Here is a 25690-nt window from a genome sequence, read left to right as displayed (position 1 = left end):
CCCTACAAACGGCGGATCGCCGCGCGCACCTTCGGCTGCAAGGCATATTCAACTCCCTCGCCCCTCAGGGGGAGAGGGGCGGGGTGAGGGGCAAGCCCTGCCGGCAGCCGATATCTGTAGGGTGCGCCGTGCGCACCGCGGGTGGCGGGTTTCTTATGGCTGAACGGGCTTTCGCCTCGCGCCATTGAAGTCCCTGCCACCGCTTTCAACCCCCTCTTACCTCAGGAACCGTCCGCGGATGGGTAGTGCAGGCGGCGTTGGCCTTGCATGCGCCCGGCGGCGTGCAGCCTCCGGGCGATTTCCGCGAGGGTCTCGGGGATTGGCCGTTGCCCCAGCAGCATGGGTTCCAGGCGCGCCTCGAACAGACTCCAGAAGCGTTTCATCTCCGGGATGTCCGGCATGATCTCGCCGCGCTCGGCGGCCTGGTAGGTGGCGGCGATCAGCGGGTCGTCCTGCATCTGCGCCATCAGCTCGAGGTTGGCCGGTGCGCCCAGGGGTTTGTCCGCGTCGATCGTACGCAGCCCCTCGGCGCTGCTCAGGTAGTCCTCGATAAAGCGCTGGGCCTGCGCCTTGTGCCGGCTGTGGCGGTTCAGGGCGGCGGCCTGCACGCCGATAAAGGGCCGTCCCGGTTGCTCGGCGCTGGGGCCGGGCACCGCGGCCAGGGCGATGGGGATCCTGGCATCGCGCAACTCGTTCCAGGCCCAGGGGCCGTTGACGATCATCGCCACCTCGCCGCGCTTGAAGTCTTCCATCATCGAGCCGTAGTCGCTGTCGTGCGCCAGCACGCCGCTGTCGAGCAGGGCTTTGATGCTCTGCACCCCGGCAATCGCCGCGGGGCCGGCGATGCCCAGGTCGCCGAGGTCGTAGAGGCCGCCGTGCTTGCCGATACTGTAGGCACCGCCGGCGTTGATAAAGGGCCAGGAGAAATACAGATTGCGGTAGTCCCAGGCGATGGCGCGCTTGCCTTGGGCGCGTAGCTGGCGATCCAGGGCGGCCAGTTGTTCCAGGTCGCGTGGCGGCTGCGTGACCAGTTGCTGGTTGTAGATCAGGCTGATGGTCTCGACGGCCAAGGGGTAACCATAAAAGTCGGCACCCACCCGCAGCGCCTCCCAGGCAAAGGTCGGTGCCCGCTGCAGGGCGGCGGCAGTGGGGACGAGGGGCTGCAACAGGCCGGCGTTGATCCAGGAGCCGAAGCGGTCATGGGCGAAAATCACGATGTCCGGTCCCTGGGCGGTGGCCCCGAGGCGATCGAAGCGGCTGGCCAGGTCCTCCGGGGCCAGCACCTTGACCGGCATGCCGGTGTCGCGGGTGAAACGTTCGCCGACCTGGCGCAGGCCGTCGTGACCCTTGTCCGGGTTGATCCAGATGGTCAGCGTGCCTTTCTCGAAGCCATGGACGCTGGGGAGCAGGACGGGCATAAGCAGCAGGAGTGCGAGGATTATTGTTGTTTTCATCCTGAGGGTCTCGTGTGGGGGATGGGGTGCCTCGTGTGGCAGGTGAAAGATTTTCAACGTCGCCTAGCGGCGGTTAGCAGGGTGGCCGCCAGGGATGGCAGGCGAAAAAAAGGCGGCCTGAGGCCGCCCGAAAATATCCCTGGAGGGATTGGCTTCACTTGATCTGGATACGCTCGAGCAGGTAGGCCTTGGCGCTGTCGTCGCCGACCCGGGCGGCTTCATCGGCCAGGCGCAGGGCGCGTTCCAGGTCCTGGCCGGCCAGGGCGGCGTCGATGCCCTGGCGGTAGTAGGCCTGGGTCTCCGGCAGCACGGCCGGCACTGGGGTGGTGGGCAGGCGATTGCCCATTTCCATGCCGATGCTGCGCGGCGGCACATAGCTGTTGGCCTGCTGGCTGGCGCTGCCGTCCTCGATCAGCACCATCTTGATCACCCCCACCGGGGCATGCCGGGCGACGGGATCGGGAATATTTGGCGGCTCGTTGCCGTGGGCCTTGGCATGGGCCTTGGCCGGGTGTTGCAGGACGGTCTGGCCGGCCAGCTGGCGCTCGCTGGTGAACAGGATCAGGTACTGCTCGTTGCCGGGGTTGTCGTGATAGAGGCGGTCGATACGCAGGCGCGCATCCAGGCTGTCGCCCTTGAGACCGGCGGCCGGTTCGTAGACGAAATCCTCACTGCCGAGCAGACGGGTCAGGCGGAACTGGCTGTCGAGCAGCATGGCGCTGGGAGCCAGCACGGTGTTGCCGGCCTGGCTGTACAGGCGGATTTCGAACGAGCGGCTGTTGCTCGGCAGGGCGAAGGCGCGCAGAAAGCTTTTGCCGCTCTGGAACTCGAAAGCCGGGGCGCTGGGGTCGATGACCACGTCGCCGGAGAAGTTGGCCGGGATCGGCATATAGGGCAGTTGTTGCAGGCTGCTGCAGCAAGGTTTGGCAGCGGCCAGCGCGTGCTGGCCGCCCTGCTGGGAAGTCTGCAGCGGGGCGGGTGTCTGGGTCAGTGCGTCGAAGCGGCGCAGCGGTTCGCCCGCGCAGCCGGTCAGCAGCAGGCCGAGCAGGGCAAGGCCGGTGAGTCGATAGTGCGGCATGTGTTATTCCTCTTATTGTTCACGCCTGTAAAAGGGCCCCGGCCTGTTGCAGGTCCGGGGCAAATAACCACAGGAGCAGCGTTACAACTTCGTTCAGGGCCCGGATGCAACGGGCCCCGATTCGCTTACCACCAGGCTTCGGCCTGTACGCCAAAGGTCAGGCCGTTGTCGTCGCCCGGCTCGATGGATTCGCTGGCGGCGTTGTAGCGGCCGCCGTCCCACATGGCGTAGGTGGCGAAGACGCGGATTTGCGGACGGGCCCAGAAGCTGCGGCCGGCGGACCATTGCTGGGCCAGGGTGATCTTCTTCAGGTCGCGGGATTTTTCGCCATCGGCCTGGGGGTCGACGTAGTCGTAGCCGAACTCCAGGGCGGTGCTCATGGTGTCGTTCCACTTGTACACCGGGCGCACGCCGAAGGAGGTCCAGGCCTGACCGGAGTCGTTGTCGAAATCTTTGTCTTCGTGGATCTGCACATACATCATTTCGATGTTGTCGCTCAGGCTGACCACGCCCTGGTTGACCAGGCGGACCATGCTGCCGTTGCTGTTACCGGTGGTGTTGCGCCCGGTGCTGCCGATAATGCCGTCGGTGCCGTACTGCAGGGCCAGCTTGTTGTAGCCGCCGAACCAGTTGCCCTGGACATGCTCGACGGTGACCAGGTGGCCTTTCTGGTCGCTATAGCCGGGATCTTTTTCCTGGATATCGGAGAGGTTGGCCTTGCCGTAGTTGTAACCGAACTCCAGCTTGCCGTCGGTATTGAACTCGATGTCGTTGAGACGAAAATCCAGGGTGTCGTTGGCCACGTTGGTGCCGGTGCCCGCGCCGTTATAGGTCCAGTCGCCATCGGTGTTGCGCATCCAGGCCACGTGGGCCTTGGCGAAGCCCAGGTCGATGTCCTCGATGCCGGCACCCGGCCCGGAAACGTCCCAGTAGTAGTAGTCGTTGATATGCACGTCATGGCGCTTGTAGTAGCGCTTGCCGGCCCACAGGGTGGCACCGGGCAGGGTGTCGGGGAGGAAGTTCTTGGCCTGCACATTGAACTGGCGGATCGAGCTGGTGCCATTGGCGTAGGGGTTGCTGTCGCTGTCGGTTGCTTCCCAGTCGTTGGCCTGGTCGGACTTGTAGGCAATCATGCTGTCGACGTAGAAGCTCTGCTCGCCTTCCTTCCACACTTCCTTGCCCAGGCCGATCTCGGCGTAGGTTTCGCATTCGTTGCCCAGGCGGTACTTGGCCGCCGCGCCGGCCGCCTGGAAGCAGGCCTGGTCGCCGCCGCCGGCTGTCGCGCCGATGCCGGAACGCAGGTAGCCATGGAAGTCCACGGCCAGGACCGGGCTGGCCAGCAGCATGGCGGCGAGCAGGGCGCTGGGACGAAACAGCTGTGCAGGTTGGATCTTGTTCATCGTGGGGCCTTTTTTTGTTTTTGGATTCAGGGCTGCCGGAGCCTTGCGCACTGCCCGTTCGGACATTTGCCGGCGGGGAGGGTGTCCTCGTTGGCGTGCCGACACTTGCCCCGCAGGCTCGACCGCACCAAGGAGGTACCAAGGGCGGCGGCTGGGTTAAGCGTCATGGATCGCCCCTCACGCCACATCCTCCCCGGCCATTTTTTTCAAGGCTGAGTGTCCGGGGCGTAGCGCCGCGCAGGCAGGTAGGGGGAGGTGGCGGCTACGCCTGCCAGCTACGCCGCAAGAAAAGTACCCAGGGGAGGTATGGCGCTGGCGCGTGCAGCGCCAAGCTGGCGCGGCTGAGTGGACCCAGGCGTCCGCCCGCGCAACACATCCCCTGTAGTCGGATGCTCTCTACAACAACAAAATGGAGCTCTACGATGAAACGATACCTGCGACTTGCCGGGCTGGTCCTGGCATTGACGCCCCTGGCGTACCCCTACGGCAGCCTGCTCGAGGCGGCCGAAGCCGCGGGCAAATCGCCCAATGGCGTGCGCTACCACGGCGGCGACGAAATCATCCTGCAAGGCTTTCACTGGAACGTCGTGCGCACTGCCCCCAACACCTGGTACAGCACCCTCGCCAGCATGGCTCCGAGCATCGCCGCGGACGGCTTCAGCGCCATCTGGATGCCGGTACCCTGGCGCGACTTCTCCAGCTGGAGCGATTCCAGCAACGGCACCTCGGGCGGCGGCGAGGGCTACTTCTGGCACGACTTCAACAAGAACGGTCGCTACGGCAGCGACAGCCAGCTCAAGCAGGCCGCCAGCGCGCTGAACGGGGCCGGGGTCAAGCCGATCTACGATGTGGTGCCCAACCACATGAACCGCGGCTATCCGCACAAGGAAATCAATCTGCCGGCCGGCCAGGGCCTGTGGCGTCACGATTGCAGTGACCCGGGCAACTATGCCAACGACTGCGATGATGGCGACCGCTTTATGGGCGGCGACGCCGACCTCAATACTGCCCACCCGCAGAACTACGCGATGTTCCGCGACGAATTCGCCAACCTGCGCAACCAGTACGGTGCCGGTGGCTTTCGTTTCGATTTCGTCCGTGGCTACGCCGGCGAGCGGGTCGACAGCTGGATGGACCAGGCCCACGACGACGGCTTCTGCGTCGGCGAGCTGTGGAAGGCCCCGGGCGAATACCCGAGCTGGGACTGGCGCAACGGCGCGAGCTGGCAGCAGATCCTCAAGGACTGGTCGGACCGGGCCCAGTGCACCATCTTCGACTTCGCCCTCAAGGAGCGCATGCAGAACGGCAGCGTCAGCGACTGGCGCAATGGCCTGAACGGCAACCCCGACCCGCGCTGGCGCGAGGTGGCGGTGACCTTTGTCGACAACCATGACACAGGGTATTCGCCTGGCCAGAACGGCGGGCAGCACCACTGGCCGTTGCCCGATCACCTGCTCAAGCGGGCCTATGCCTATATCCTCTCCAGCCCCGGCACGCCGGTGGTCTACTGGTCGCACATGTACGACTGGGGCTACGGAGACTTTATCCGCCAGCTGATCCAGATCCGCCGTACGGCGGGGATCAAGGCCGACTCGGCGATCGAGTTCCACACGGGTTTCAGCGGCCTGGTGGCGACCGTCAGCGGCAGCGATCAGCAGTTGCTGATCGCCCTGGATTCGAACCTGGGTTCCCCCGGTCAGGTGGCCAGCGGCAACTTCACCCAGGCGCTGACCAGCGACAATGGGCAGGTGCGTATCTGGCGCACGGACAGCGCTGGCGATGGCGGTGGCGATCTGGTCAGCGTGAATTTTCGCTGCGACAACGGCATCACCCAATGGGGCGACAGCGTCTACGCGGTGGGCAATGTCAGCCAGCTGGGCAACTGGAGCGCGGCAGCGGCCGTGCGCCTGACCGATACCAGCGCCTACCCGACCTGGAAGGGCAGCATCAGCCTGCCGGCCCAGCAACAGGTGGAGTGGAAGTGCATCATCCGCAATGAAAGCAACCCGACCCAGGTCAAGACCTGGCAAGCCGGTGCCAACAACAGCCTGACCGTCAGCGCTGGAGCCAGCACCTCGGGCAGCTTCTGAGCCTGCCGGGCCGCCGGGGCAACCCGCCGGCCCGGCCTTATCGATTGGAGAGAAGGATGTTGTCCTCCATTACCAACAGGTTCGCCGCGCTCGAGTTCGGCTTCCTGTCCCGGCTCTATCTACTTATCGCGGCACTGGCGCTGTTGCTGGTGTTGTTGGGCGGCAGCAGCCTGGCCGCCATCGCCGACCTGCAGGGCAACAGTGAGCGCCTCGCGCACACCGCTGCGCGGCTGCAGGCCAGTCAGAACTTTTTCAGCGCCCTGCAGGGTCTGACCCAGAATATTTCCAATGCCCTGGGCGCGGAGCGCGCCGAGGATCTCGATGCGTTCGCCGCCGAGCACCGGCAGCGCGCCGAGCAGGTCGCCACGCGCCTCGAACGCATGCACGACAGTGACGGCAGCCCGCACCAGCTGGCCCTGGCGCTGCTGGTGCAGCTGCTGCCGCAGCTGGATGCGCAGAGCCAGGCGCTGCTGCAGGCGCAGCGCCAGTTGCTGGAGCGGGTCGACAAGACTGCGGTGGCGCTGCGCGACCTGCAGCTGCAGCTGTCGCGCTTCAAGCAGGATCTGCTCAGGGTGCAGGCCGACACCAAGGACGACTACGTCGCCTACTCGCTCAAGCAGTTCATCATTCCCCTGGAACAGGTCGAGGCGCTGGTCTTCGATGCCGTCGGCAGCGCATCGGCGCAGCGCCTGGCGCAGGCCGAGGTCAAGGTCCGGGAGCGCCTGCCGAATCTGCACAAGAAGTTGGCCAACGTGCTCGACGACCTCAAGCCGCACCAGGACAGCCGCACCGACTACGCCCACACCTACCTGGGCGAATTTGCCGAGATCGAGCGCAACATCCTCCTCGACGGCCAGGGCACCCTGGCCCAGTACGCCGGCTGGCTCGCCGACAAGCAGCGCAACCTCGAGCGCAAGGGCCTGCTGCAGGGCTTGCAGGGGCAGATGGGTGAGCAGGTCGAGCGGCTGATCGAGGCGGGCGAGCGGGACGCCCAGGCCCAGCTCGAGCAGGCGCGGGCGACCTACCGCAGCGGTTTCGACCGCCTGTTGTGGCTGGCCGCGCTGTCGCTCGGCATCGCCCTGGGCATGGGCGTGTGGCTCAGCCGCACCATGCGCCGGGCTCTGGGTGCGGTCTCCGGTGCGTTGAACCAGCTGGCCGAGGGTGACCTGCGCGGCCAGTGCGATTACCGCCGCGCAGATGAATTCGGCCGGGTCGCGGCGGACGTCAACCGGGTCGCCGGCAACCTGCGCGATGCCCTGGCCCGGCTGGGCTGTGCTGCCAACGAACAGGACGCCATCGCCCGCAGCAATACCGGCTCCTGCGCCGAGGCGCGCCAGGGCCTGGAACAGCAGCGTTCGAGCATCGGTGCGCTGGCGACCAGCCTGACCCAGCTGGAGTCGAGCTTCGCCGAGGTCGCCCGGCATGCCGAGGACACGGCCGCGCGGGTCGGCAGCGTTGAGGATCGGGTGAGCGACGGCAGCCGCATCATGACCGGCACCATCGGCAGCACCCGCGAACTGGCCGAGCAGCTGCAGGGCAGCGTGGACGAAATCGCCAAGGTCGAGGCCTTCAGTGCCCAGATCGGGCAGATCCTCGAGGTGATTCGCGGCATCGCCGAGCAGACCAACCTGCTCGCCCTGAACGCCGCGATCGAGGCCGCCCGCGCCGGCGAACAGGGCCGTGGCTTTGCCGTGGTCGCCGACGAGGTGCGCAACCTGGCACTGCGCACGGCCAGCTCGACCGGGGAGATCCAGTCGCGTATCGAGCGTCTGGTCCAGGGCATCCAGCTGGCGGTGCAGTCGGTGGAGCTGAGCCGCCAGCGCATGCAGGCCAACCTTGCCCAGGTCGGTCAGGCCGATGGGGTGATGCAGCAGATCCGCGAACAGGTCGGCCATATCGCCGGCATGTCGCGGCAGATCAGCCAGGCCACCGCCCAGCAGCAACAGGCGGCCGAGGAGGTGACGCGCAGCATGCATGCCATTCACACGGTGGCCGAATGCAATATGCAGCGCCTCGTCGGCATCAGCGAAACCAGCATGCGCCAGGCCGCGATGGTCGCCGAACAGCAGGCACTGTGTGGCCGCTACCTGACCTGAGGTGCGACGCCCGGTGCGCACGGCGCACCCTGCGAAGGCAACATCGTGCCGGGGGCCAGTTGTCCCGTAGGGGGTGCGGGGCCGCCTAGGCTGCGCGCACCAGCGGCTATCCTGTACAGGCAATCAGCGTCAGGAGACAGGGAATGTCCGACTATCGCCGCGCCCAGGATGCGGGTGCCTGCTATTTCTTTACCCTAGTGACCGAGCAGCGCCGGCCGCTGCTGACCCAACCGAGGTTGCGTGAAGCTCTGCGCCTGGCCATCGTCCAGGTGCGTCAGCGTTATCCCTTCACCATTGCGGGTTGGGTGTTATTGCCCGATCACCTGCATTGCCTGTGGCAGTTGCCCGCGGGCGATGCCGACTTCGGCCTGCGCTGGTCGCTGATCAAGCGCCTGACTAGCCAGGCGCTCCCCCGCACGCCGGGGGCGATCAGCCTGAGCCGTTGCCTGCGCCGCGAGTCCGGGCTGTGGCAGCGGCGCTTCTGGGAACACCGTATTCGCGATGAAGAGGATTACCGCCGCCACCTGGACTATCTGCACTGGAACCCGGTGCGCCATGGTCTGGTCGAGCGGGTGGCCGACTGGCCCTGGTCCAGCTACCACCGCCTGGTGCGCGAAGGCATATACCCGGCGGATTGGGGCGGTGCCGGGGAAGCAGAGGGCACGTTCGGCGAGTGACCGCGCAAGGCGCGGGGCGCGACGCTTCTGTAGGGTGCGCTGCGCGCACCGGGGTTAAACGCCGATCTGTCAGGCGAGTGGCCGGCCAGGCGGTTGTCGTTGGATGGAGATGCAGGTGGTGAAGAACCGCGTAAGCCGCGGTGCGCACGGCGCACCCTACGAGTGGGCATCGTGCGGGTGGTAGCGGTCCCGTAGGGAGTGCGGGGCCACCTAGGCTGCGCGCATCGGGGTTAAATACCGATCTGTCAGGCGAGTGGCCGGCCAGGCGGTTGTCGTTGGATGGAGATGCATATGGCGAATAACCGCGTAAGCCGCGGTGCGCACGGCGCACCCTACGAGTGCGGCATCGTGCCGGGGTTTAGATAGTCCCGTAGGGTGCGCCGCGCGCACCGGGGTTAACCGCTGACCTGCCAGGCCATAGCCTGCTCCCTGGCCTGTTCGAGTTGTTGTCGCCAGGCAGCCACGGGTCTGTCTTGCAGCAGGTTCAGGCGTTGCAAGTCCGTAGCCTGTGCGTCCAGGCATTCCGTCAGCCAATCCAGGCGTTGCAGGGTCAGGGGGGTGCAGGTCTGTCCCTGCAGGTCGTCGTCCAGGTCGCTCCAGTGCGAGCGCCAGGCTTCGCGCAGGTAGAGGCGGGCGAGGTCGTGGCGCAGGGCCTGTTGCCAGTCGCCGATAATGCCATCCAGCCAGGCCAGTACGTCGCTGCTCGCTCCGCGCTGAGCCAGGGTCTGGCGCAGGTGCTGGTAGCACTCCAGGGCGATGCGTTTTTCCAGCTCCAGGGCGCTAAGGGCGGCGGCGCTGCCCTGGCGCTGTTCCAGGTCGAGCAGGTAGGCGTAGTAGCTGCGGGTTTCGAAGCGTTCGGCGGCGTGGCACTGCGGGGTCAGCAGGCCGTTGCTGTTGCAGGCGCGCAAGGGATCGAAGCGGTACATATAGCCGAAGTCGAACAGGCGGATCTGGCCGTCGTCGAGCAGGTTGCCCGGGCACAGGTCCCAGTCGAAGAAGCCCAGTTGCAGCAGCGCCGAGAGGCTGGCGAACAGCTGCAGCAGGCGACGTTCGTCCCATTCCTGTACGGCCTCGCCAGCGATCCAGGGCGACAGCAGCAGGCCCTGGCGGTAGCTGGCGTACTGGGTGGCGACTATTCCGCTCAGGGCCGCAGCCCAGGCCGGTTGCTGTTTCAAGGCCTGCAGCTCGGCGCGGCGCTGCACCTCGTTGAGAAAGGAGGTCTGGCCGTTGAGGTTCTGCACCTTGCACTGCGCCCGCGCGCGCTTGAGGGTCCAGAGCTTGCCGTCGGCCTCGATCTGGTAGACCTCGGCGGTCAGGCCGCTGGCGAAGTGGCGACGTACCCAGGGGCTGGTGGCCTCGGTGGCCAGCAGTTGTTCGATGGGCAGCGGGCAGTCGGCGGCTTGGCCGACCTGGATGTCCGAGCCGCTGGCGGCGAAGGTCAGTTGGGTTTGTTGGCGTTGTTGTTCCGGGGTCATGGTAATACCGCGTAGAAAGTGGTGCGCACGGCGCACCCTACGGGGTTGGCGTTGGCGTTGGCGTTGGTGAAGGTTGCTGTGGCGCATCACGGGCCTTGAACTATCACCACCTTGTCGTCGCCGAGGCGGCGGGCGAAGGTGTAGGGCTGGCTGGACAAGCGTTGATGGCTGCCGCCCCCGATGGCCGGATGGCGCGCGCGGAACTGGCCGAGGATGCGCCAGTGCTCGAGCAGGGCGGCGATGGGTGGCTGCTGGTGCGTCGCCCAGTTCATCGACGAGCGGGTGCCCTGGTACGGGTCGGAGCCACTGGGGCCGAGGGGGCGGGCGCTTTCGTCGCCGTAGTAGATCTGCACCGCGCCGGGGCTGAGCAGCAGGGCCGCGGCCAGACCCTGTTGGCGCTTCAGGTCGTTGTTCTGTTCGGCGAAGAACAGCGAGGTGTCGTGGGACGAGGCGTAGCTCATAAAGTTGTGCCCGGGGTTGCTCTGCAGCAGCCCGGCATATTCGCCGTAGCCGCTATCGGCCTGGCTCAGGCAGTCGCTGGCCTTGGCCGCCAGCTCGCCCTGGAAGGCGAAGTTGATCAGGGCGTCGAAGCCGTTGTCCTGGTAGACGTTGGCCTGGGGGCCGTGGCCAAACACTTCACCGACCATCCAGAACGGGCTGCCGCTCATGGGATCAAGGGGGTTGGCGGCCGACCACTCGGCACGGGCCTGATCGGCCGCCCGGCGCAGCGCCGCCCAGGTGTCCAGCTCGACATGCTTGACGGTGTCGGCGCGGAAACCGTCGACGCCGAACTCGCGCACCCAGAACGTCAGCCATTCCACCAGGTAGTCGCGCACCCGATAGCCCTCGCGCGGCACCGCGCGGGTATCGGCCTTGCGCAGCAGAAAGGGCGGCAGCGCCACGGCCTGTTCGCTCTCGGTCTTGAAGTCGGGAAGAAACGCCAGCAGGCCCTTGAGCGGGTCGACCAGCACGCTGGGCGGCTGATCGTAGTCGGCGATGCCGGCGCGCAGCCAGTCCTTGCCCCACCATTGCTTCCAGTCCGGGTGCTGGTAGTCGAGCAGGTTGTGGTAGGCGTGCAGATTCTCGTAGCTCTCTGGCTGCCAGTCGCTCCAGCGCTGCGGCAGGTACTGAGCCATGCCGTCGCGCAAGCCGCCGAAGCCGAGTTCCTGCATATCGGCCAGGGTCGAGTAGCCGGGGTGGTTGAGCACCACGTCGAACAGCACGCGGATGCCGCGGGCGTGGGCCTGGGCGATCAGTTCGCGCAGGTCGTTCTCGCTGCCCATATTGGCGTCCAGGCGGGTGAAATCCAGGGCGTAGTAGCCGTGGTAGGCGTAGTGACGAAAGTCGCCCTGGTCGCCGCCGCCGACCCAGCCATGAATCTGTTCAATGGGCGCGCTGATCCACAGGGCACTGATCCCAAGCTGCTGCAAGTAGTCGAGCTGGCCGGTCAGGCCCTTGAGGTCGCCGCCGTGGAAGGTGCCGATCTCCTGCTCGCCGTCGGGCTGGCGACCGTAGCTGTGGTCGTTGCTCGGGTCGCCATTGGCGAAGCGGTCGGTAAGGGCGAAATACACCGTGGCGTTGCGCCAGTCGTGGGCCGGCTGGGCCTGCGCCGCGGCGGCTTCGAGCAACAGCAGGCCGCCGCTCTGGGGAGCCGGGGTCATCCGCACCTGGCCATTCTCGACTGTTGCCAGTTGCCCGCTATAGGCATCGCGCACTGGCTGTCCATCGGCGAATACCCGGCTGACGTCGACGCTTAGGGCCTGACCCTGCCAGGCTGTACAGGCGACCTGGCTGACGGGGGGCGCTTTGATCGGCAGCAGGCGCAGGTGGGCGTCGTCGCCGTCCTGGAACAGCAGGCGATAGCGTCCGGCTGTCGGCACCTGCATGCTCAGGTGGCTGTCGGCCTGCCAGGCATGGCGCTGGTAGGGCAGCAGGCTTTGCGCCGGCTGTGTCGCGGTGGGGCCGTGCAGGCTCAACAGACCGGGCTGCAACGCCAGTTCGCTGCTGTAACGCTGCCCGGCTTCGCTTTGCCAGCGTAACTGCAGGGGCTGTTGGTCGAGCCAGGCCTGCAACTGCGGGGCCGCCAGGGCGAGCGGGCTGAGTAGGGCGATAAGCAGGCTGGCGAGCAGCGGTGACGAGCGGCGCATGGACTTCTCCCGGTACGGTTGAGCCGCCATTGAAGTCGGTTTTTGCCACCTGCGGCAGGCGTGGAAAGGGCCGGTGCGCATACTTTTTTTCGCCCGCGGCTGGCAGACTACGCCCCCATCTCTACGCCCTCGCGAGCTGCATCGGGGGAGGATGTGGCGCCTGTTTTTCTGCCCGAGGATGCAAGGGCTGCGCGACCACCCACCGGCCTGCAGCGGTTGTGGATCAACAATAAGAAGCCACGAGGACTCTCACCCATGAACAAGAAGTTACTTACTGCAGTCGCCATCAGTCTGGCCAGCACCCTGGGCCTACCGCTATCGGCCCAGGCGGCCATCGAAGAAGGCAAGCTGGTTATCTGGATCAACGGCGACAAGGGTTACAAGGGCCTGGCTCAAGTTGGCGAGAAATTCACCGCCGACACCGGGATCAAGGTCGAAGTGGCGCACCCCGACAGCGCCACCGACAAGTTCCAGCAGGCCGCCGCCACCGGCAACGGCCCGGACATCTTTATCTGGGCCCACGACCGCCTCGGCGAATGGGCACAGAGCGGGCTGATCTCGCCGATCAATCCGAGCGCCAAGAGCAAGGAGGCCATCGAGGATTTCGCCTGGGACGCGGTGACCTACCAGGGCAAACTGTGGGGCTACCCCATGGCCGTGGAAGCCACCGGCCTGATCTACAACAAGGCGCTGGTGCCGACCCCGCCGCAAAACTTCGATGAAGTGCTGGCGCTCAACGTCGAGCTGGCCAAAGACGGCAAGCGCGCGATCCTCTGGGACTACAACAACACCTACTTCACCTGGCCGCTGCTGGCCGCCAACGGCGGTTATGCCTTCGCCGAAGTTGACGGCGGTTACGACGTCAGCAAGACCGGGGTCAACAGCGCCGGAGCGAAGCAGGGCGCGGCCACCCTCAAGGCGCTGATCGATGCCGGGGTGATGCCCAAGGGTGCGGATTACAGCGCAGCCGAGGCGGCTTTCAACAAGGGTGAGTCGGCGATGTTTATCAGCGGGCCTTGGGCCTGGTCGAACATCCAGAAGAGCGGCATCGAGTTCGGCGTCGCGCCGATCCCGGCAGTGGGCGAGGCCGCCAGCCGGCCGTTCACCGGAGTAATGGCCGCGACCCTGAACGCCGCCAGCCCCAACCAGGCCCTGGCCGTGGAGTTCCTCGAAAGCTACCTGCTGCAGGTCGAAGGCCTGAAGATGGTGAATGCCGATGTGCCCCTGGGCGCTGTGCCGAACAAGGTCTATATGGCCGAGCTGGCCAACGACCCGTTGATCAAGGCCACCTTCGACAACGCCGCCATGGGCCGGCCGATGCCCAATGTCCCGGAAATGGGCAGCTTCTGGTCGGCCATGGCCCCGGCGCTGACCAATATCACCTCCGGTCGCCAGACCGTGGACGCTGCGCTGGATGACGCTGCCAAGCGTATCGCCAAGTGACAACCGGCGGTTGCCGACGCTTGGCGTCGGTGGCCGCCTTGCTTGAGGTTATAACAAGATGTCAGCCCTGGAATTTTCAATTGCTCCGGTCCGTCCTGCCATGACCCGAACATCCGCTTTTGCGTACCTGCGCCAGCCTCTGCGCTGGTCTGTCTGGGGTCTGTTCAATGCCCTGGCGCTGTACCTCGTGGTGGCGCTCTACGCCCAGCAGCAGGTTGCTTTCGCCCTGCTCGGGTTAGTGGTCACTGGTATCGCCAGTTACGTGTTTATCAGCAAGAAGGCCTATGCCCACCGTTATATCTACCCGGCGGTGGCGGGCATGCTGGTGTTCGTGATCTTCCCGCTGCTGTACACGGTAGGTATCGGCTTTACCAACTACAGCGCGACCAACCTGCTGAGTTTCGAGCAGGTGCAGCGTTATCACCTCAATCAGACCTATGTGGCCGGTGAGCGCTACGCTTTCAGCCTGCACGCGGATGATGACGGCGCGCTGCGCCTGCGGGTGGACAAGGGCGAGCAGGGCGTATTCGTTTCGCCGCCGCTGCAGGGCAATCCGCTTGTCAGCGAGCCGCTGCAGCTGTTGCCGGACAGCGCCGTGAGCCTGGCCGAAGCCCTGCCGCTGCGCGAAGTGATCCAGCGCCGCGGCGAACTGGAACAGTGGGTGCTGCGCGGTAGCGAGGGCGAGTTGCTGCGCCTCTATGGTCTGCGCGAGGTGGCGGCGGTCAAGCCGCTGTACCGTTTGCTGGACAATGGCGACCTGCTCAATACCCGCAGCAGTGAGCGCCTGGAGGCCGATCAGGGCAGCGGCTTCTATATCGACAGCCACGGCAACAAAGTGGCCCCCGGTTTTACCGTGTATGCCGGCTGGAGCAACTTCGCCCGGGTGCTGAGCGAGCCGAGCATCCGCGATCCCTTCCTCGAAATCTTCGTCTGGACCCTGGCCTTCGCCGGCCTCACCGTGCTCTTCACCCTGGCCCTGGGCCTGGTTCTGGCCAGCCTGCTGCAGTGGGACCTGGTTCGCGGCAAGGCGTTCTACCGGGTCATGCTGATCCTGCCCTATGCGGTGCCGGCATTTATCTCGATCCTGGTATTCCGCGGTCTGTTCAACCAGAACTTCGGCGAGATCAACCTGCTGCTCGACAGCCTGTTCGGCGTGCGTCCGGACTGGTTCAGCGACCCGACCCTGGCGCGCAGCATGATCCTGATCGTCAACACCTGGCTGGGTTATCCCTACATGCTGCTGCTGAGCATGGGCCTGTTGCAGGCGATCCCGCGTGACCTCTACGAAGCCTCGGCGATGGACGGCGCAACGCCCCTGGATAACCTGCTGAAGATCACTCTACCGCTGCTGATCAAACCGCTGGCACCGCTGCTGATCGCCAGCTTCGCCTTCAACTTCAACAATTTCGTGCTGATTACCCTGCTGACCCGCGGCGGCCCGGACATCATCGGCGCGACCACTCCGGCCGGCACCACCGACCTGCTGGTGAGCTACACCTACCGTATCGCCTTCCAGGATTCCGGGCAGAACTTCGCCCTGGCGGCGGCCATCGCCACCCTGATCTTCCTGGTGGTCGGTGGTATGGCCTGGCTCAACCTGAAACTCTCGAAAGTCAAAGTCTGAGGACCCTGCCATGGCCATGGTGCAACCGCAATCCGTGAAATACCGCCTCTGGCTGACCCATGCCGGGCTGCTCGGGTTTATCGCCCTGATCGTCTTTCCGCTGCTGATGGTGGTGTCGATCAGCTTTCGCGAGGGCAACTTCGCCACCGGCAGCCTGCTGCCGGATAACCCGACCCTGGAACACTGGTCGCTGGCCTTGGGTATTCCCTACACCCTGGACAACGGCACCGTGCTCAATCCGCCGTTCCCGGTGCTGACCTGGCTGTGGAACTCGCTGAAGATCGCCCTGATCAGCTCGCTGCTGATCCTTATGCTGTCGACCACCAGCGCCTACGCCTTTGCGCGCATGCGCTTCGTCGGCAAGGGGCCGATCCTCAAGGGCATGCTGATCTTCCAGATGTTTCCGCCGGTGCTGTCGCTGGTGGCCATCTATGCGCTGTTCGACCAGTTGGGCAAGCACGCCGGCTGGCTCGGGGTGAACAGCCATGGCGCGGTGATAGTCGCTTCGCTCGGCGGCATGGCCCTGCATATCTGGACCATCAAGGGCTACTTCGAGAGCATCGACGCCTCCCTGGAAGAGGCTGCCATCGTCGACGGTGCCACCACCTGGCAGGCCTTCGTGCACATTCTCCTGCCGATGAGCGTGCCGATCCTCGCCGTGGTGTTTATCCTCGCCTTTATCACCAGCATCACCGAATACCCGATTGCCTCGGTGCTGCTGATGGACGTCGACAAGCTGACCCTGTCGGTCGGTGCCCAGCAGTACCTCTACGAGCAGAACTACCTGTGGGGCGACTTCGCCGCCGCCGCCGTGCTCTCCGGCCTGCCGATCACCGCGGTGTTCCTCTATTGCCAGAAGTGGATAGTCGGCGGCCTGACCGCAGGCGGAGTCAAAGGGTAGGGTGTGTGGGACCGCCTAGGCCGTGCGCACCATTGGAATTGGCACCCTGGCCCTGCTTGCGCCCGGATTGTGGTGTCGCGGCTCTAATAGGTGCGCACGGCACACCCTACGGGTTGTGGCCTCGCGGCATCTATCGATGTGTACGGGGTTGGTCCTCCCACCGGCATGGCCTCAATCGGGGCATGCCGTTTTTTGCTGTTTATAGCGCAGGCTTGAGCTTGCAAGTTGCGTAAGATTCGCTGCTACCCGATACAAAGACAATTAACGGGAGTGATCGTATGAATGCTGCATTAGCTCAGCCGCTGCCGCTGATTCCGGCCAAGCTCTGTGCGCCGGCCCTGCATCCCGGTCTGCTCGCCCGGCCGCGTTTCGATGAATGGCTGCAGCGCCTGCCCCTGGCGCGCCTGGCCGTGCTGCAGGCCCCCAGCGGTTGCGGCAAGACGGTGCTGGCCGGCCAGTGGGCGGCGGCCTTCGCCGGTGCGGTGGTCTGGGTCAACCTGGATGACAAGGACAACAACCCGCGCCAGTTCGGCCGTTACCTGCTCAACGCCCTGCATGCCCGCCTCGACGGCGGTTGTGGGCAAAGCTTGGCCCGCGCCGAGCGGGGTGAGGAGGACCTCGACGGCCTGCTTACCCGCCTGCTCGCCGAGTTGCCGGCCGAACATGCGCCGCTGCTGCTGGTGCTCGACGAGTTTGAGGTGCTGCACAACCGCGAGCTGATCGCCGTGCTGCGTTTCTTCCTGCGCAATATGCCCGACTGGCTGACCCTGCTGGTGTGCAGTCGCGGCCTGCCGGATCTGGGCGTGGCCGAACTGCGGGTCAAGCGCCAGCTGCTGGCACTGGATGCCGGCCTGCTGGCCTTCGAGCACGACGAGGTGCAGGCCCTGCTGGAATTGAGCCTGCCGATCAGCATCAACCGCGAGCAGGTCGAGCGCCTCAATCGGCGTATCGGCGGCTGGCCCTGCGCCCTGCAGCTGGCCCAGCAGGAAGTGCAGACCGGGCGTGGCATGGACCTGTTCCTCGAAAGCCTGCAGCTCGGTCACCCCTATATCCGCGATTACCTGCGCGAACAGGTGCTCGACGGCCTGGATGCGCCGACCCAGGAGTTCCTCCAGGCCACCTGCCTGCTCGAACGCTTCAGCGCGGCCCTGGCCGATCGTCTGACCGAAAGCTGCAACGGCCGCGAGATGCTCGAAGCGCTGGAGCGTGCCGGCCTGTTTATCCAGCCCGTCGACGGCCTGCGCCAGTGGTTCGCCTACCATCCGCTGTTCGCCTGCTTTCTGCAGAACGAGCTGAGCACCCATCAGCCGCAACGCGTGGCCGAGCTGCACCTGCGCGCGGCCGAGGCGCTGCTGGAAGAGCAGATGCCGGAGGAGGCGGCACGTCACGCGGTGCTCGCCGGCGATCCACAACGGGTGACGCAGATCCTCGAGGCGCATGGCCGCCAGTTCTATCGCCAGGGCCGTTTGGCTCTGCTGCAGCGTTGCCTGGCGGTGTTGCCGGAAAGCGCCATCGCCGAGTCGCCGCTGTTCACCCTGTTGCAGGCCTGGGCCACGCAGAACCAGTACCAGAGCGAGCAGGTCGAGCGCTGGCTGCAGGCCGGCGAAGCGGCGCAGAAAGGCCAGTACAGCCCCGAGCAGTGGCAGCGCATCGAGGCAGACTTCAAGGCGGTGCGCGCCCAGGTGGCGATCAATCAGGGCGACCTGCACCATGCCATGGCCTTCGCCCGCGAGGCCCTGGCCTTCGAGCCGCTGACCATGCGCACCTCGCGGGTGGCGGCAATGTCGGTGTTGGCCGAGGTACATTTCGTCCAGGGCGAGCTGGTCAAGGCCCAGCAGCAGCACGAGGAAACCGTGCGCCGCGCCCAGCAGATCAATGCCACCCACCCGGTGCTGTGGAGCCTCGGCCAGTTGTCCGAGATCGCCGTCGCCCAGGGCCATCTGCAGAAGGCCTACAACCTGCAGGAACGGGCGCTGCAATACATCGAGCAGGAACAGCTGCCGGTGACCCCTATCATGGAATTTATCCACCGCGTGCGTGGCCAGGTGCTGCTCGAATGGCACCACCTGGATGCGGTGGAGCAGTGCGCCCTGCAGGGCCTGGAGATCCTCGATGCGGTGGGCGATCACTGGTTTTTGCAGTGCTATGTACTGCTCGCCCGGGTCGCCCACGCCCGCGGCCAGCAGAGCGTGTGCGCCGACTATATCGGCAAGATCCAGAGCCTGCTGGCCGGCGATAACTACCATATCGACTGGCTGGCCAATGCCCATGTGGTGATGCTCACCTACTGGGATTCGACCCAGGACAAGGACAGCATCCAGCAGTGGCTGAGCACCGCGCCGCCGCTCAAACCCGGGGCCAACCACTTCGCCCAGGGCAATGCGCGCAACCATGTGCGCGCCTACCTGGCGTTGAACCAGAGCGAACGCGCGCTGCCGATCCTGCGCCAGTTGCAGGTGGATGCCGAGCGCCACCAGTTGGTGATGGACCAGAACCGCAACCATATCCTCCAGGCCCAGCTGTTCTGGCAACGCGAGGAGCGCCAGGCGGCCCTTGACCACCTGCACAAGGCCCTGAGCCTGGCCAGCAGCACCGGGGCGATCGGCAGCTTCCTGCGCATCGGCAAACCGCTGATTGCGATGCTCAAGGGCCTGCAGCACGAACGCCAGCTCGACGAGCTGGAAAGCCAGCGCGCTGACCGCCTGATCCAGCTGGCCCAGCAGCAGCGCGACTTCAGCCGGGCGATCCGCATCACCCTCGACGAGGCGGTGATCCAGGACATCATCAACCGCCCCGACGTACCCGAGCTGATCCGCCATTCGCCGCTGACCCGCCGCGAATGGCAGGTGCTCAGCCTGATCCACGCCGGGCTGTCCAACGAGCAGATCTCCGAGCACCTTAACGTTGCCCCGACCACCATCAAGACCCATATCCGCAGCCTCTACCAGAAGCTCGCCATCACCCAGCGCAGCGAGGCGGTACAGCTGGCGCGCAGTTTGTTGAGCAAGATTCAGGGCGAGTAGGGCGGGGTACCCAACTCGGTCCGCTGTGTAGGGTGCGCCGTGCGCACCATCGGGATTGGCGTTGGCGCTTCTTTTTGTGCCGTGCCCGGGTTGTGGTGTCGCAGTCATTGGTGCGCACAGCGCACCCTACGGGGCAAAAACTCCTCCCCCTCGGCGGGCTCAAGCTACGCCCGCGAAAAGCCCGGCGGGGAGGATGTGACGGCGGCCATGCTTGCCTAGAGTGAAGCCGTCATCACGAACATATAAGGCATTGATGTATGGCTGTTATCCGCAAGGACTGGTGGCGCGGTGGCGTCATCTATCAGGTTTACCCGCGCAGTTTCTACGACAGCAACGACGACGGTATCGGCGATCTGCCAGGCGTGCTGCACAAGCTCGACTACATCGCCAGCCTGAATGTCGATGCCATCTGGTTGTCGCCGTTCTTCACTTCACCAATGAAGGATTTCGGCTACGACGTCAGCGACTACCGCGGCGTCGATCCACTGTTCGGCACTCTGGAAGACTTCCAGACGCTGGTGGCCGCCGCCCACGAGCGTGGCATCCGCATCATCATCGATCAGGTGCTCAACCACTGTTCGGATCAGCATGAGTGGTTCAAGGAGAGTCGCAGCAGCTGCAACAATGCCAAGGCCGACTGGTTCGTCTGGGCCGAGCCCAACCCGGACGGCACGCCGCCGAACAACTGGCTGTCGGTGTTCGGCGGTTCCGCCTGGAGCTGGGACAGCCGGCGCAAGCAGTACTACCTGCACAACTTCCTGGCAAGCCAGCCGGACCTGAACTTCCACTGCGAGGCGGTGCAGCAGCAGTTGCTCGACGATATGCGCTTCTGGCTGGAACTGGGCGTCGACGGCTTCCGTCTGGATGCGGCCAACTTCTACTTCCACGACCTGCAGCTGCGCAGCAATCCGCCCAACCCGGATATCCGCGAAGGCGGCATCGGCGTGCGCGCCGACAACCCCTACGCCTACCAGCGCCATCTGTACGACAAGACCCAGCCGGAAAACCTCACCTTCCTGCGCCGCCTGCGCGCGCTGATGGAGGCTTATCCGGGCACCGCCACGGTGGCGGAAATCGGCTGCGACAATTCCTTGCGCACCATGGCCGCCTACACCGGCGGCGGCAACACCCTGCACATGGCCTATTCCTTCGACCTGCTCACCGCCCAGTGCAGCCCGGCTTTTATCCGCCACACGGTGGAGAATATCGAGCGCGAGCTGGGCGACGGCTGGCCCTGCTGGTCGGTGGGTAATCACGACGTGGTGCGGGTGATCAGTCGCTGGGCACTGGCCGGTGAGGAAAGCCCAGCGCGCGCGCGCATGCTGATGGCCCTGCTGCTGTCGCTGCGCGGCAGCGTCTGCCTGTATCAGGGCGAGGAACTGGGCCTGGGCGAGGCCGAGCTGGCCTATGAGGATCTGGTCGACCCCTATGGCATCCGCTTCTGGCCGGACTTCAAGGGCCGCGACGGCTGCCGCACGCCGATGCCCTGGACCCGCGAAGGTGACTATGCCGGCTTCTCCGCGCAGCAGCCCTGGTTGCCCCTGGCCGAGAGCCATCGAGCCCTGGCGGTGGATGTGCAGGAGCAGGATGGGCAGTCGATGCTCAATACCTACCGGCAGTTTCTCGCCTGGCGTCAGCAGCAGCCGCTGCTGATCGAGGGCGATATCCAGATGCGCCACCATGACGACGCGCTGCTGGTGTTCGAACGTCGCCTGGGTGACGAAGCCTGGTTGTGCCTGTTCAATATGAGCGCCGCGCCGCGCCGCTACGACCTGCCGCTGATGGTCGAGCCCCTGGATGGCGTACCGGCCAGCACTGCCGAGTTTCTCGGCAGCTGGGTAAACTTGCCGGCCCACGGCTTCGGTTTCGCCCGCCTGCTGGGTTGAAGGCTCCTACAGGTTCCTGAAGGCTTTTTGGCCTGGCCGAATTTATTCCGCCAGGCCCTGTTCGAGAGAAATCATATGGCTAGTCTCACCCTGCGCAATATCTGCAAAAGCTACGACGGCACCGCGATTACCCGCGATATCAACCTGGACATCGAGGACGGTGAATTCGTGGTCTTCGTCGGTCCTTCCGGCTGCGGCAAGTCGACCCTGCTGCGCCTGATCGCCGGCCTCGAGGACATCACGTCTGGCGACCTGCTGATCGACGGTCAGCGGGTCAACGAGCTGCCGCCGATGGACAGGTCGGTGGGCATGGTGTTCCAGTCCTATGCCCTCTATCCGCATATGACGGTGGCCGAAAACATGGCCTTCGGCCTCAAGCTGGCCAAGGTCGACAAGGGCGTGATCCAGCGCAAGGTCGCCGAGGTCTCGCGCATCCTGCAGCTCGACAAGCTGCTTGAGCGCCGGCCCAAGGACCTCTCCGGCGGCCAGCGTCAGCGCGTGGCCATCGGCCGCACCCTGGTGCGCGAGCCCAAGGTGTTCCTGTTCGACGAGCCGCTGTCGAACCTCGATGCCTCCCTGCGGGTGCAGATGCGTATCGAGATCTCGCGCCTGCACCAGCGCCTCAAGGCCACCATGGTCTACGTCACCCACGACCAGGTCGAAGCCATGACCATGGCCGACAAGATTGTGGTGCTCAACGCCGGAGAGATCGTCCAGATCGGCCAGCCGCTGCAGCTCTACCATTATCCACAGAGCCAGTTCGTCGCCGGCTTCCTCGGCTCGCCGCAGATGAACTTCCTCAAGGTCAGGGCGCTCGCCGCCAGCAGCGAGGCGGTGGAGATCGAGATGCCCGGCGGTTACCGCATGCCGGTGCTGGTCGACGGCAGTGCCGTGGAAGTCGGCGAGGAGATGACCCTGGGCGTGCGTCCGGAGCACTTCGTCGCCCCCGAACAGGCCGATTTTGCCTTCCACGGTGAGGTCGCCGTGGCCGAGCGCCTGGGCGATCACAACCTGATCTACCTGACCCTGGAAGGGGTCGATGAGATGGTCACGGTGCGTGGCGACGGCAACCTGCGGGTTGCGGTCGGGCAGACCTTCGCCGCCGGCCTGATGGCCAGCAAATGCCACCTGTTCCGCGCCAACGGCCAGGCCTGCCCACGGCACTACCGCGAGCCGGCGATCTACGGCTGAAACCAGGGGTGTGGAGACCGCGTGTGCCAGGGCAAGGAGCAGTGGTGCGCGCGGTGTTCTCTACGGGGTAAGCTGCGGCGCTACCCTCTTGTGCGCAAGGAGCCGCCATGCAATTGATCGGAATGCTCGACTCACCCTACGTCCGCCGTGTGGCGATCTCCCTGCAATTGCTTGAGTTGCGCTTCGAGCACCGGCCGCTCTCGGTGTTCAGCACCTTCGCTGAATTCCAGCGGATCAACCCGCTGGTCAAGGCACCGACGCTGATCTGCGACGACGGCACCGTGCTGATGGACTCCGGGTTGATTCTCGACTACGCCGAAACCCTGGCCGCTCCCCGAAGCCTGATGCCAAGTGGGCTGGTGGAAAGAGTGCGGGCGCTGCGCATCATCGGCCTGGCGCTGGCCGCCTGCGAGAAAAGCGTGCAAGTGGTCTACGAGCACAATCTGCGACCGCAGGAGAATCTGCACCAGCCCTGGCTGGATCGGGTGGTCGGCCAGCTGCGAGCGGCCTGCCAGGCGCTGCAGGATGAGTGGGCGGGGCGGGTGCCTGAGTTGAGCGAGGCAACTATCGACCAGGCCGCAGTGACCACCGCGGTGGCTTGGCAGTTCGCGGTGCAGATGCTGCCCGAACTGATCGAGCCGGCGCAGTATCCGGCGCTGGCCGAGCTTTCAGCTCGCGCCGAACGCCTGCCGTCCTTTCGCGCCGCGCCCCACGGTATCGGCACCTGCAGCGCCTCGGCCTGATCGCCAACAAGGCCGGCGGCGCTCTTACAGCGGATTGCGCGCCCATGCTTTACCCGTAGGGTGTGCTGCGCGCACCAGTGCTCGTTGCCCGGCGGTGCAGCCCGCGTCAGCGCTCGCCTATATCGACTGCGTTCTGCTGCCGGGGCGGGGAATCCCAGGCGTCAGCGTGCAAAACCACCCATGCATCAATCCCGCCTGGAAGAACTCAGTGATTCCGGCGGCACGCCGGCCGAGATATCAGCGTCCGCTGCCCACAAACACATCCTCTAAAGGCCTGCTTGGGCCTCGGTTTTGAGAAAATCCACGAATGCCCTAAGTGGCGAAGGCACATGCCGACGGTCGTTGTAATACAGGTAGGGGCCGTCGAAGGCTTGCCACCAGTCTTCCAGTACCGGCAATAGCGTGCCTTGCTTGATCAAGGGCCCGAGGTATTCCTCGAAGGTGTAGATAATCCCCACACCGCCTATCGCGGCACCTACTTCGAGGTCTTGGGATGAGCTGAGCAGTGGCCCCTGCGGCGGCACGCGTATGGTGGTGCCGTCTTTTTCAAACTCCCACACCCCCAGTTTGCCGCTCTCGAAGCGATGACCGATCAGGCGGTGGTTGAGCAGGTCGCGGGGGTGCAGCGGTGTGCCGTTTTTCTGCAGATACTCGGGCGATGCGGCGGCGACGAAGCGCTGGTACCGCGGGCCGATGGGCACGGCAATCATGTCCTTGGCCAGACTTTCCTCGTAGCGCACGCCCGCGTCGTAGCCGGCAGCGATGACATCGATAAAGGTGTTATCCATCGCCACTTCCACGCTGACCCCAGGGTAGTGCTCGAGAAATCTGGGGATCAGCTTGGGCAGTACGAAGCGCGCGACAGGAACCGGCACGTTAAGGCGCAGGGTGCCGACCGGGCGGAGCGCGTTGTCATCGAGGTCGTTGAAGGCTGCGCCGATTTCATCGAGGGCAGGGCGTAGCCGCTCCAGCAGACGAGCACCGACTTCTGTCGGGAATACGCTGCGGGTGTTGCGATTGAGCAGCCTGATGCCCAGATCACTTTCCAGCCGGCGGACACAATCGCTGATGGACGATGCGGACATGCCCCTTTACTGCGCCGCCACCCGGAAACCGCCGGCTTCCACTACCGCTGCAAAGAGTGCGACATCGGTCAGGTTGGGCTGGCGCATGGCCGTTCTCCAAAAGAGGAAACGCGGATTGTACGGCTGGCCGTACACAGCGTCCATTTCAGTACGGCTTATCGCTAGCAATCCATGGGTGAACAATGCCTCAGGTCGACGCGCCGCCTTGTAGCGGTTCGTCAGGTCATTCCCTACGTGAGGATCGAACAATGACAAGCACAACCCTGCAGATGGAACCCATACGTACCGCCAGCACTGCTTGGCGCAAAGGCCTGGCAACTATTGGCCTGGCCTTGAGCTGCATGCTGGAAGTCGGCATCGCCAGCGCCCAGAGTCAGCCCAAGCCGGATTGGAGCCTGGCGGATATGCCGTCGCAGAGCGGGCGTATCTTTCTGGTCACCGGCGGCACCAGCGGCATGGGCTATGAAGACGCCAAGGCCCTGGCAGCGGCTGGCGCGCAGGTGGTGATTGCTGCGCGCAACCCGCAGCGGGGCGAGGAAGCGATTGCCCGCATCAAGCAGGAGGTTACCGACGCCCAGGTGCAGTTCGAGGCGGTCGATCTGGCCGATCTGGCCTCGGTTAAGGTGCTGGGTGAACGCCTTAGCGCCACCTTGCCGCGCCTCGATGGGCTGATCAATAACGCAGCGATCATGTCCCCCCCACAGCGTGGCACCTCGGCTGATGGCTTCGAGTTGCAACTGGCCACCAACTACCTGGGCCACTTCGCCTTGACCTCCCATCTGTTGCCGCTACTGCGCAAAAGCGACGGCGCACGGGTGGTGACGCTGTCCAGCATCGCGGCCGCGCGCGGTGCCATCAACTTCGACGACCTGCAGTCCGAGCAGGCCTACAACCCGTTCGGGGCCTACGCACAGTCCAAGCTGGCCACGCTGATGTTTGCCTTCGAGCTGCAACGCCGCAGCGAGGCGCAAGGCTGGGGGATTCAGAGCCTTGCCGCGCACCCTGGGGTCGCCGTGACCTCGCTGATTGAGCGCGGCCCGGGCCTGGACAGCGAATTCGGACGCAACTGGGCCAAGGATCGCGAGCGCTACCACACAGCCGCTCAGGGCGCATTGCCGACCCTGTACGCAGCCACTGCGCCCGAGGCGCAGGCCGGTGCCTATTACGGGCCGATCGGTGAGGAGGAAAAGCGTGGACCCTTGGGGCTTGCCAGCGTACCGGCAGCCGCGAAAGACGCTGCAGTGGCCGCTCGCCTGTGGACGCTGAGCGAACAGTTGACCGGTGTCAGCTACCGCTGAGCCTTGCGCCAGGAGAGTCATCATGCCTTCTGCATATTCTCGGGAGAAATTGGGCGCATTACTGCTCCTCACAGATCAA

At 65.2% G+C, this 25690-nt stretch carries 15 protein-coding genes and 3 pseudogenes; 12 read left to right on the top strand and 6 right to left on the bottom strand.

What is annotated here, in order from left to right; all coding sequences use genetic code 11:
- Positions 1-221 precede the first annotated feature (221 nt).
- The 3 genes from malE (N1078_RS07970) to N1078_RS07960 all read right to left on the bottom strand — a co-directional run bounded on the left by malE (N1078_RS07970) (position 222) and on the right by N1078_RS07960 (position 3932).
- Positions 222-1454 (bottom strand): maltose/maltodextrin ABC transporter substrate-binding protein MalE, encoded by a 1233-nt coding sequence (malE, locus tag N1078_RS07970; protein ID WP_274087666.1) that lies wholly within the window; start codon positions 1452-1454, stop codon positions 222-224.
- A 154-nt stretch (positions 1455-1608) separates the two neighbouring features.
- The gene (locus tag N1078_RS07965; protein WP_274087665.1) at positions 1609-2532 is read right to left on the bottom strand and encodes a MalM family protein; all 924 of its coding nucleotides are present in this window, start codon (positions 2530-2532) and stop codon (positions 1609-1611) included.
- A 125-nt stretch (positions 2533-2657) separates the two neighbouring features.
- Positions 2658-3932 (bottom strand): maltoporin, encoded by a 1275-nt coding sequence (locus N1078_RS07960; RefSeq protein WP_274087664.1) that lies wholly within the window; start codon positions 3930-3932, stop codon positions 2658-2660.
- Positions 3933-4354: 422 nt separating this feature from the next.
- Between N1078_RS07960 and N1078_RS07955 the strand changes: the two genes are divergently transcribed.
- The 4 genes and pseudogenes from N1078_RS07955 to N1078_RS07945 all read left to right on the top strand — a co-directional run bounded on the left by N1078_RS07955 (position 4355) and on the right by N1078_RS07945 (position 8795).
- On the top strand, positions 4355-6022 hold the full coding sequence (locus N1078_RS07955) for a glucan 1,4-alpha-maltotetraohydrolase domain-containing protein (protein ID WP_274087663.1): 1668 nt from the start codon (positions 4355-4357) through the stop codon (positions 6020-6022).
- A 56-nt stretch (positions 6023-6078) separates the two neighbouring features.
- Positions 6079-7263, top strand: a pseudogene (locus N1078_RS19645) (HAMP domain-containing protein); the annotation flags it as partial.
- 339 nt (positions 7264-7602) lie between these two features.
- Positions 7603-8118: pseudogene (locus N1078_RS19640) on the top strand (methyl-accepting chemotaxis protein); the annotation flags it as partial.
- A gap of 143 nt (positions 8119-8261) precedes the next feature.
- The gene (locus N1078_RS07945) at positions 8262-8795 is read left to right on the top strand and encodes an REP-associated tyrosine transposase (protein ID WP_274087661.1); all 534 of its coding nucleotides are present in this window, start codon (positions 8262-8264) and stop codon (positions 8793-8795) included.
- Between the two features lie 395 nt (positions 8796-9190).
- Here the strand turns inward: N1078_RS07945 and N1078_RS07940 are convergent, their stop codons facing one another.
- Positions 9191-10270 (bottom strand): hypothetical protein, encoded by a 1080-nt coding sequence (locus N1078_RS07940; RefSeq protein WP_274087660.1) that lies wholly within the window; start codon positions 10268-10270, stop codon positions 9191-9193.
- An 86-nt stretch (positions 10271-10356) separates the two neighbouring features.
- A complete protein-coding gene (locus N1078_RS07935) occupies positions 10357-12417 on the bottom strand; it encodes an alpha-amylase (RefSeq protein ID WP_274087659.1) in 2061 nt (686 codons plus the stop codon).
- Between the two features lie 255 nt (positions 12418-12672).
- On the opposite strand from N1078_RS07935, the gene malE (N1078_RS07930) reads away from it, so the two are divergent.
- The 7 genes from malE (N1078_RS07930) (at position 12673) to N1078_RS07900 (ending at position 23228) form a co-directional block, all read left to right on the top strand.
- On the top strand, positions 12673-13860 hold the full coding sequence (gene malE / locus N1078_RS07930; RefSeq protein WP_274087658.1) for a maltose/maltodextrin ABC transporter substrate-binding protein MalE: 1188 nt from the start codon (positions 12673-12675) through the stop codon (positions 13858-13860).
- Positions 13861-13960: 100 nt separating this feature from the next.
- Positions 13961-15484: a maltose ABC transporter permease MalF gene (malF, locus tag N1078_RS07925; RefSeq protein WP_274087657.1), complete on the top strand. Its 1524-nt coding sequence runs from the start codon at positions 13961-13963 to the stop codon at positions 15482-15484.
- Positions 15485-15494: 10 nt separating this feature from the next.
- Positions 15495-16385, top strand: coding sequence for a maltose ABC transporter permease MalG (malG, locus tag N1078_RS07920; RefSeq protein ID WP_274087656.1), 891 nt, complete (start codon positions 15495-15497; stop codon positions 16383-16385).
- Between the two features lie 278 nt (positions 16386-16663).
- On the top strand, positions 16664-19408 hold the full coding sequence (gene malT, locus N1078_RS07915) for an HTH-type transcriptional regulator MalT (RefSeq protein ID WP_274087655.1): 2745 nt from the start codon (positions 16664-16666) through the stop codon (positions 19406-19408).
- A 257-nt stretch (positions 19409-19665) separates the two neighbouring features.
- Complete coding sequence (locus tag N1078_RS07910) at positions 19666-21294, top strand: alpha-glucosidase (RefSeq protein ID WP_274087654.1); 1629 nt, start codon at positions 19666-19668, stop codon at positions 21292-21294.
- 75 nt (positions 21295-21369) lie between these two features.
- Entirely contained in the window at positions 21370-22485 is a 1116-nt protein-coding gene (malK, locus tag N1078_RS07905; RefSeq protein WP_274087653.1) for a maltose/maltodextrin ABC transporter ATP-binding protein MalK, read from the top strand.
- A gap of 107 nt (positions 22486-22592) precedes the next feature.
- The gene (locus N1078_RS07900) at positions 22593-23228 is read left to right on the top strand and encodes a glutathione S-transferase family protein (RefSeq protein ID WP_274087652.1); all 636 of its coding nucleotides are present in this window, start codon (positions 22593-22595) and stop codon (positions 23226-23228) included.
- 266 nt (positions 23229-23494) lie between these two features.
- Here N1078_RS07900 and N1078_RS07895 read toward each other — a convergent pair.
- Positions 23495-24400, bottom strand: a pseudogene (locus N1078_RS07895) (LysR family transcriptional regulator).
- Positions 24401-24654: 254 nt separating this feature from the next.
- On the opposite strand from N1078_RS07895, the gene N1078_RS07890 reads away from it, so the two are divergent.
- Positions 24655-25611, top strand: a complete 957-nt coding sequence (locus tag N1078_RS07890) for an SDR family oxidoreductase (RefSeq protein ID WP_274087689.1) — start codon at positions 24655-24657, stop codon at positions 25609-25611.
- Positions 25612-25690 lie beyond the last annotated feature (79 nt).

It is taken from the genome of Pseudomonas sp. MIL19 (assembly GCF_028680365.1).
In the GTDB taxonomy this organism is placed as follows: domain Bacteria; phylum Pseudomonadota; class Gammaproteobacteria; order Pseudomonadales; family Pseudomonadaceae; genus Aquipseudomonas; species Aquipseudomonas spirodelae.
The sequence above is the reverse complement of the archived record's forward strand: the minus strand, read 5'-3'. Positions and strand labels throughout refer to the sequence as shown.

Coding starts and splice junctions, on each gene's coding strand:
- malT (WP_274087655.1), top strand. CDS start 16,664: ATGAATGCTGCATTAGCTCAGCCGCTGCCGCTGATTCCGGCCAAGCTC.
- malE (WP_274087666.1), bottom strand. CDS start 1,454: ATGAAAACAACAATAATCCTCGCACTCCTGCTGCTTATGCCCGTCCTG.
- N1078_RS07900 (WP_274087652.1), top strand. CDS start 22,593: ATGCAATTGATCGGAATGCTCGACTCACCCTACGTCCGCCGTGTGGCG.
- malK (WP_274087653.1), top strand. CDS start 21,370: ATGGCTAGTCTCACCCTGCGCAATATCTGCAAAAGCTACGACGGCACC.
- N1078_RS07940 (WP_274087660.1), bottom strand. CDS start 10,270: ATGACCCCGGAACAACAACGCCAACAAACCCAACTGACCTTCGCCGCC.
- malF (WP_274087657.1), top strand. CDS start 13,961: ATGACCCGAACATCCGCTTTTGCGTACCTGCGCCAGCCTCTGCGCTGG.
- N1078_RS07890 (WP_274087689.1), top strand. CDS start 24,655: ATGCTGGAAGTCGGCATCGCCAGCGCCCAGAGTCAGCCCAAGCCGGAT.
- N1078_RS07935 (WP_274087659.1), bottom strand. CDS start 12,417: ATGCGCCGCTCGTCACCGCTGCTCGCCAGCCTGCTTATCGCCCTACTC.
- malE (WP_274087658.1), top strand. CDS start 12,673: ATGAACAAGAAGTTACTTACTGCAGTCGCCATCAGTCTGGCCAGCACC.
- malG (WP_274087656.1), top strand. CDS start 15,495: ATGGCCATGGTGCAACCGCAATCCGTGAAATACCGCCTCTGGCTGACC.
- N1078_RS07960 (WP_274087664.1), bottom strand. CDS start 3,932: ATGAACAAGATCCAACCTGCACAGCTGTTTCGTCCCAGCGCCCTGCTC.
- N1078_RS07955 (WP_274087663.1), top strand. CDS start 4,355: ATGAAACGATACCTGCGACTTGCCGGGCTGGTCCTGGCATTGACGCCC.
- N1078_RS07945 (WP_274087661.1), top strand. CDS start 8,262: ATGTCCGACTATCGCCGCGCCCAGGATGCGGGTGCCTGCTATTTCTTT.
- N1078_RS07965 (WP_274087665.1), bottom strand. CDS start 2,532: ATGCCGCACTATCGACTCACCGGCCTTGCCCTGCTCGGCCTGCTGCTG.
- N1078_RS07910 (WP_274087654.1), top strand. CDS start 19,666: ATGGCTGTTATCCGCAAGGACTGGTGGCGCGGTGGCGTCATCTATCAG.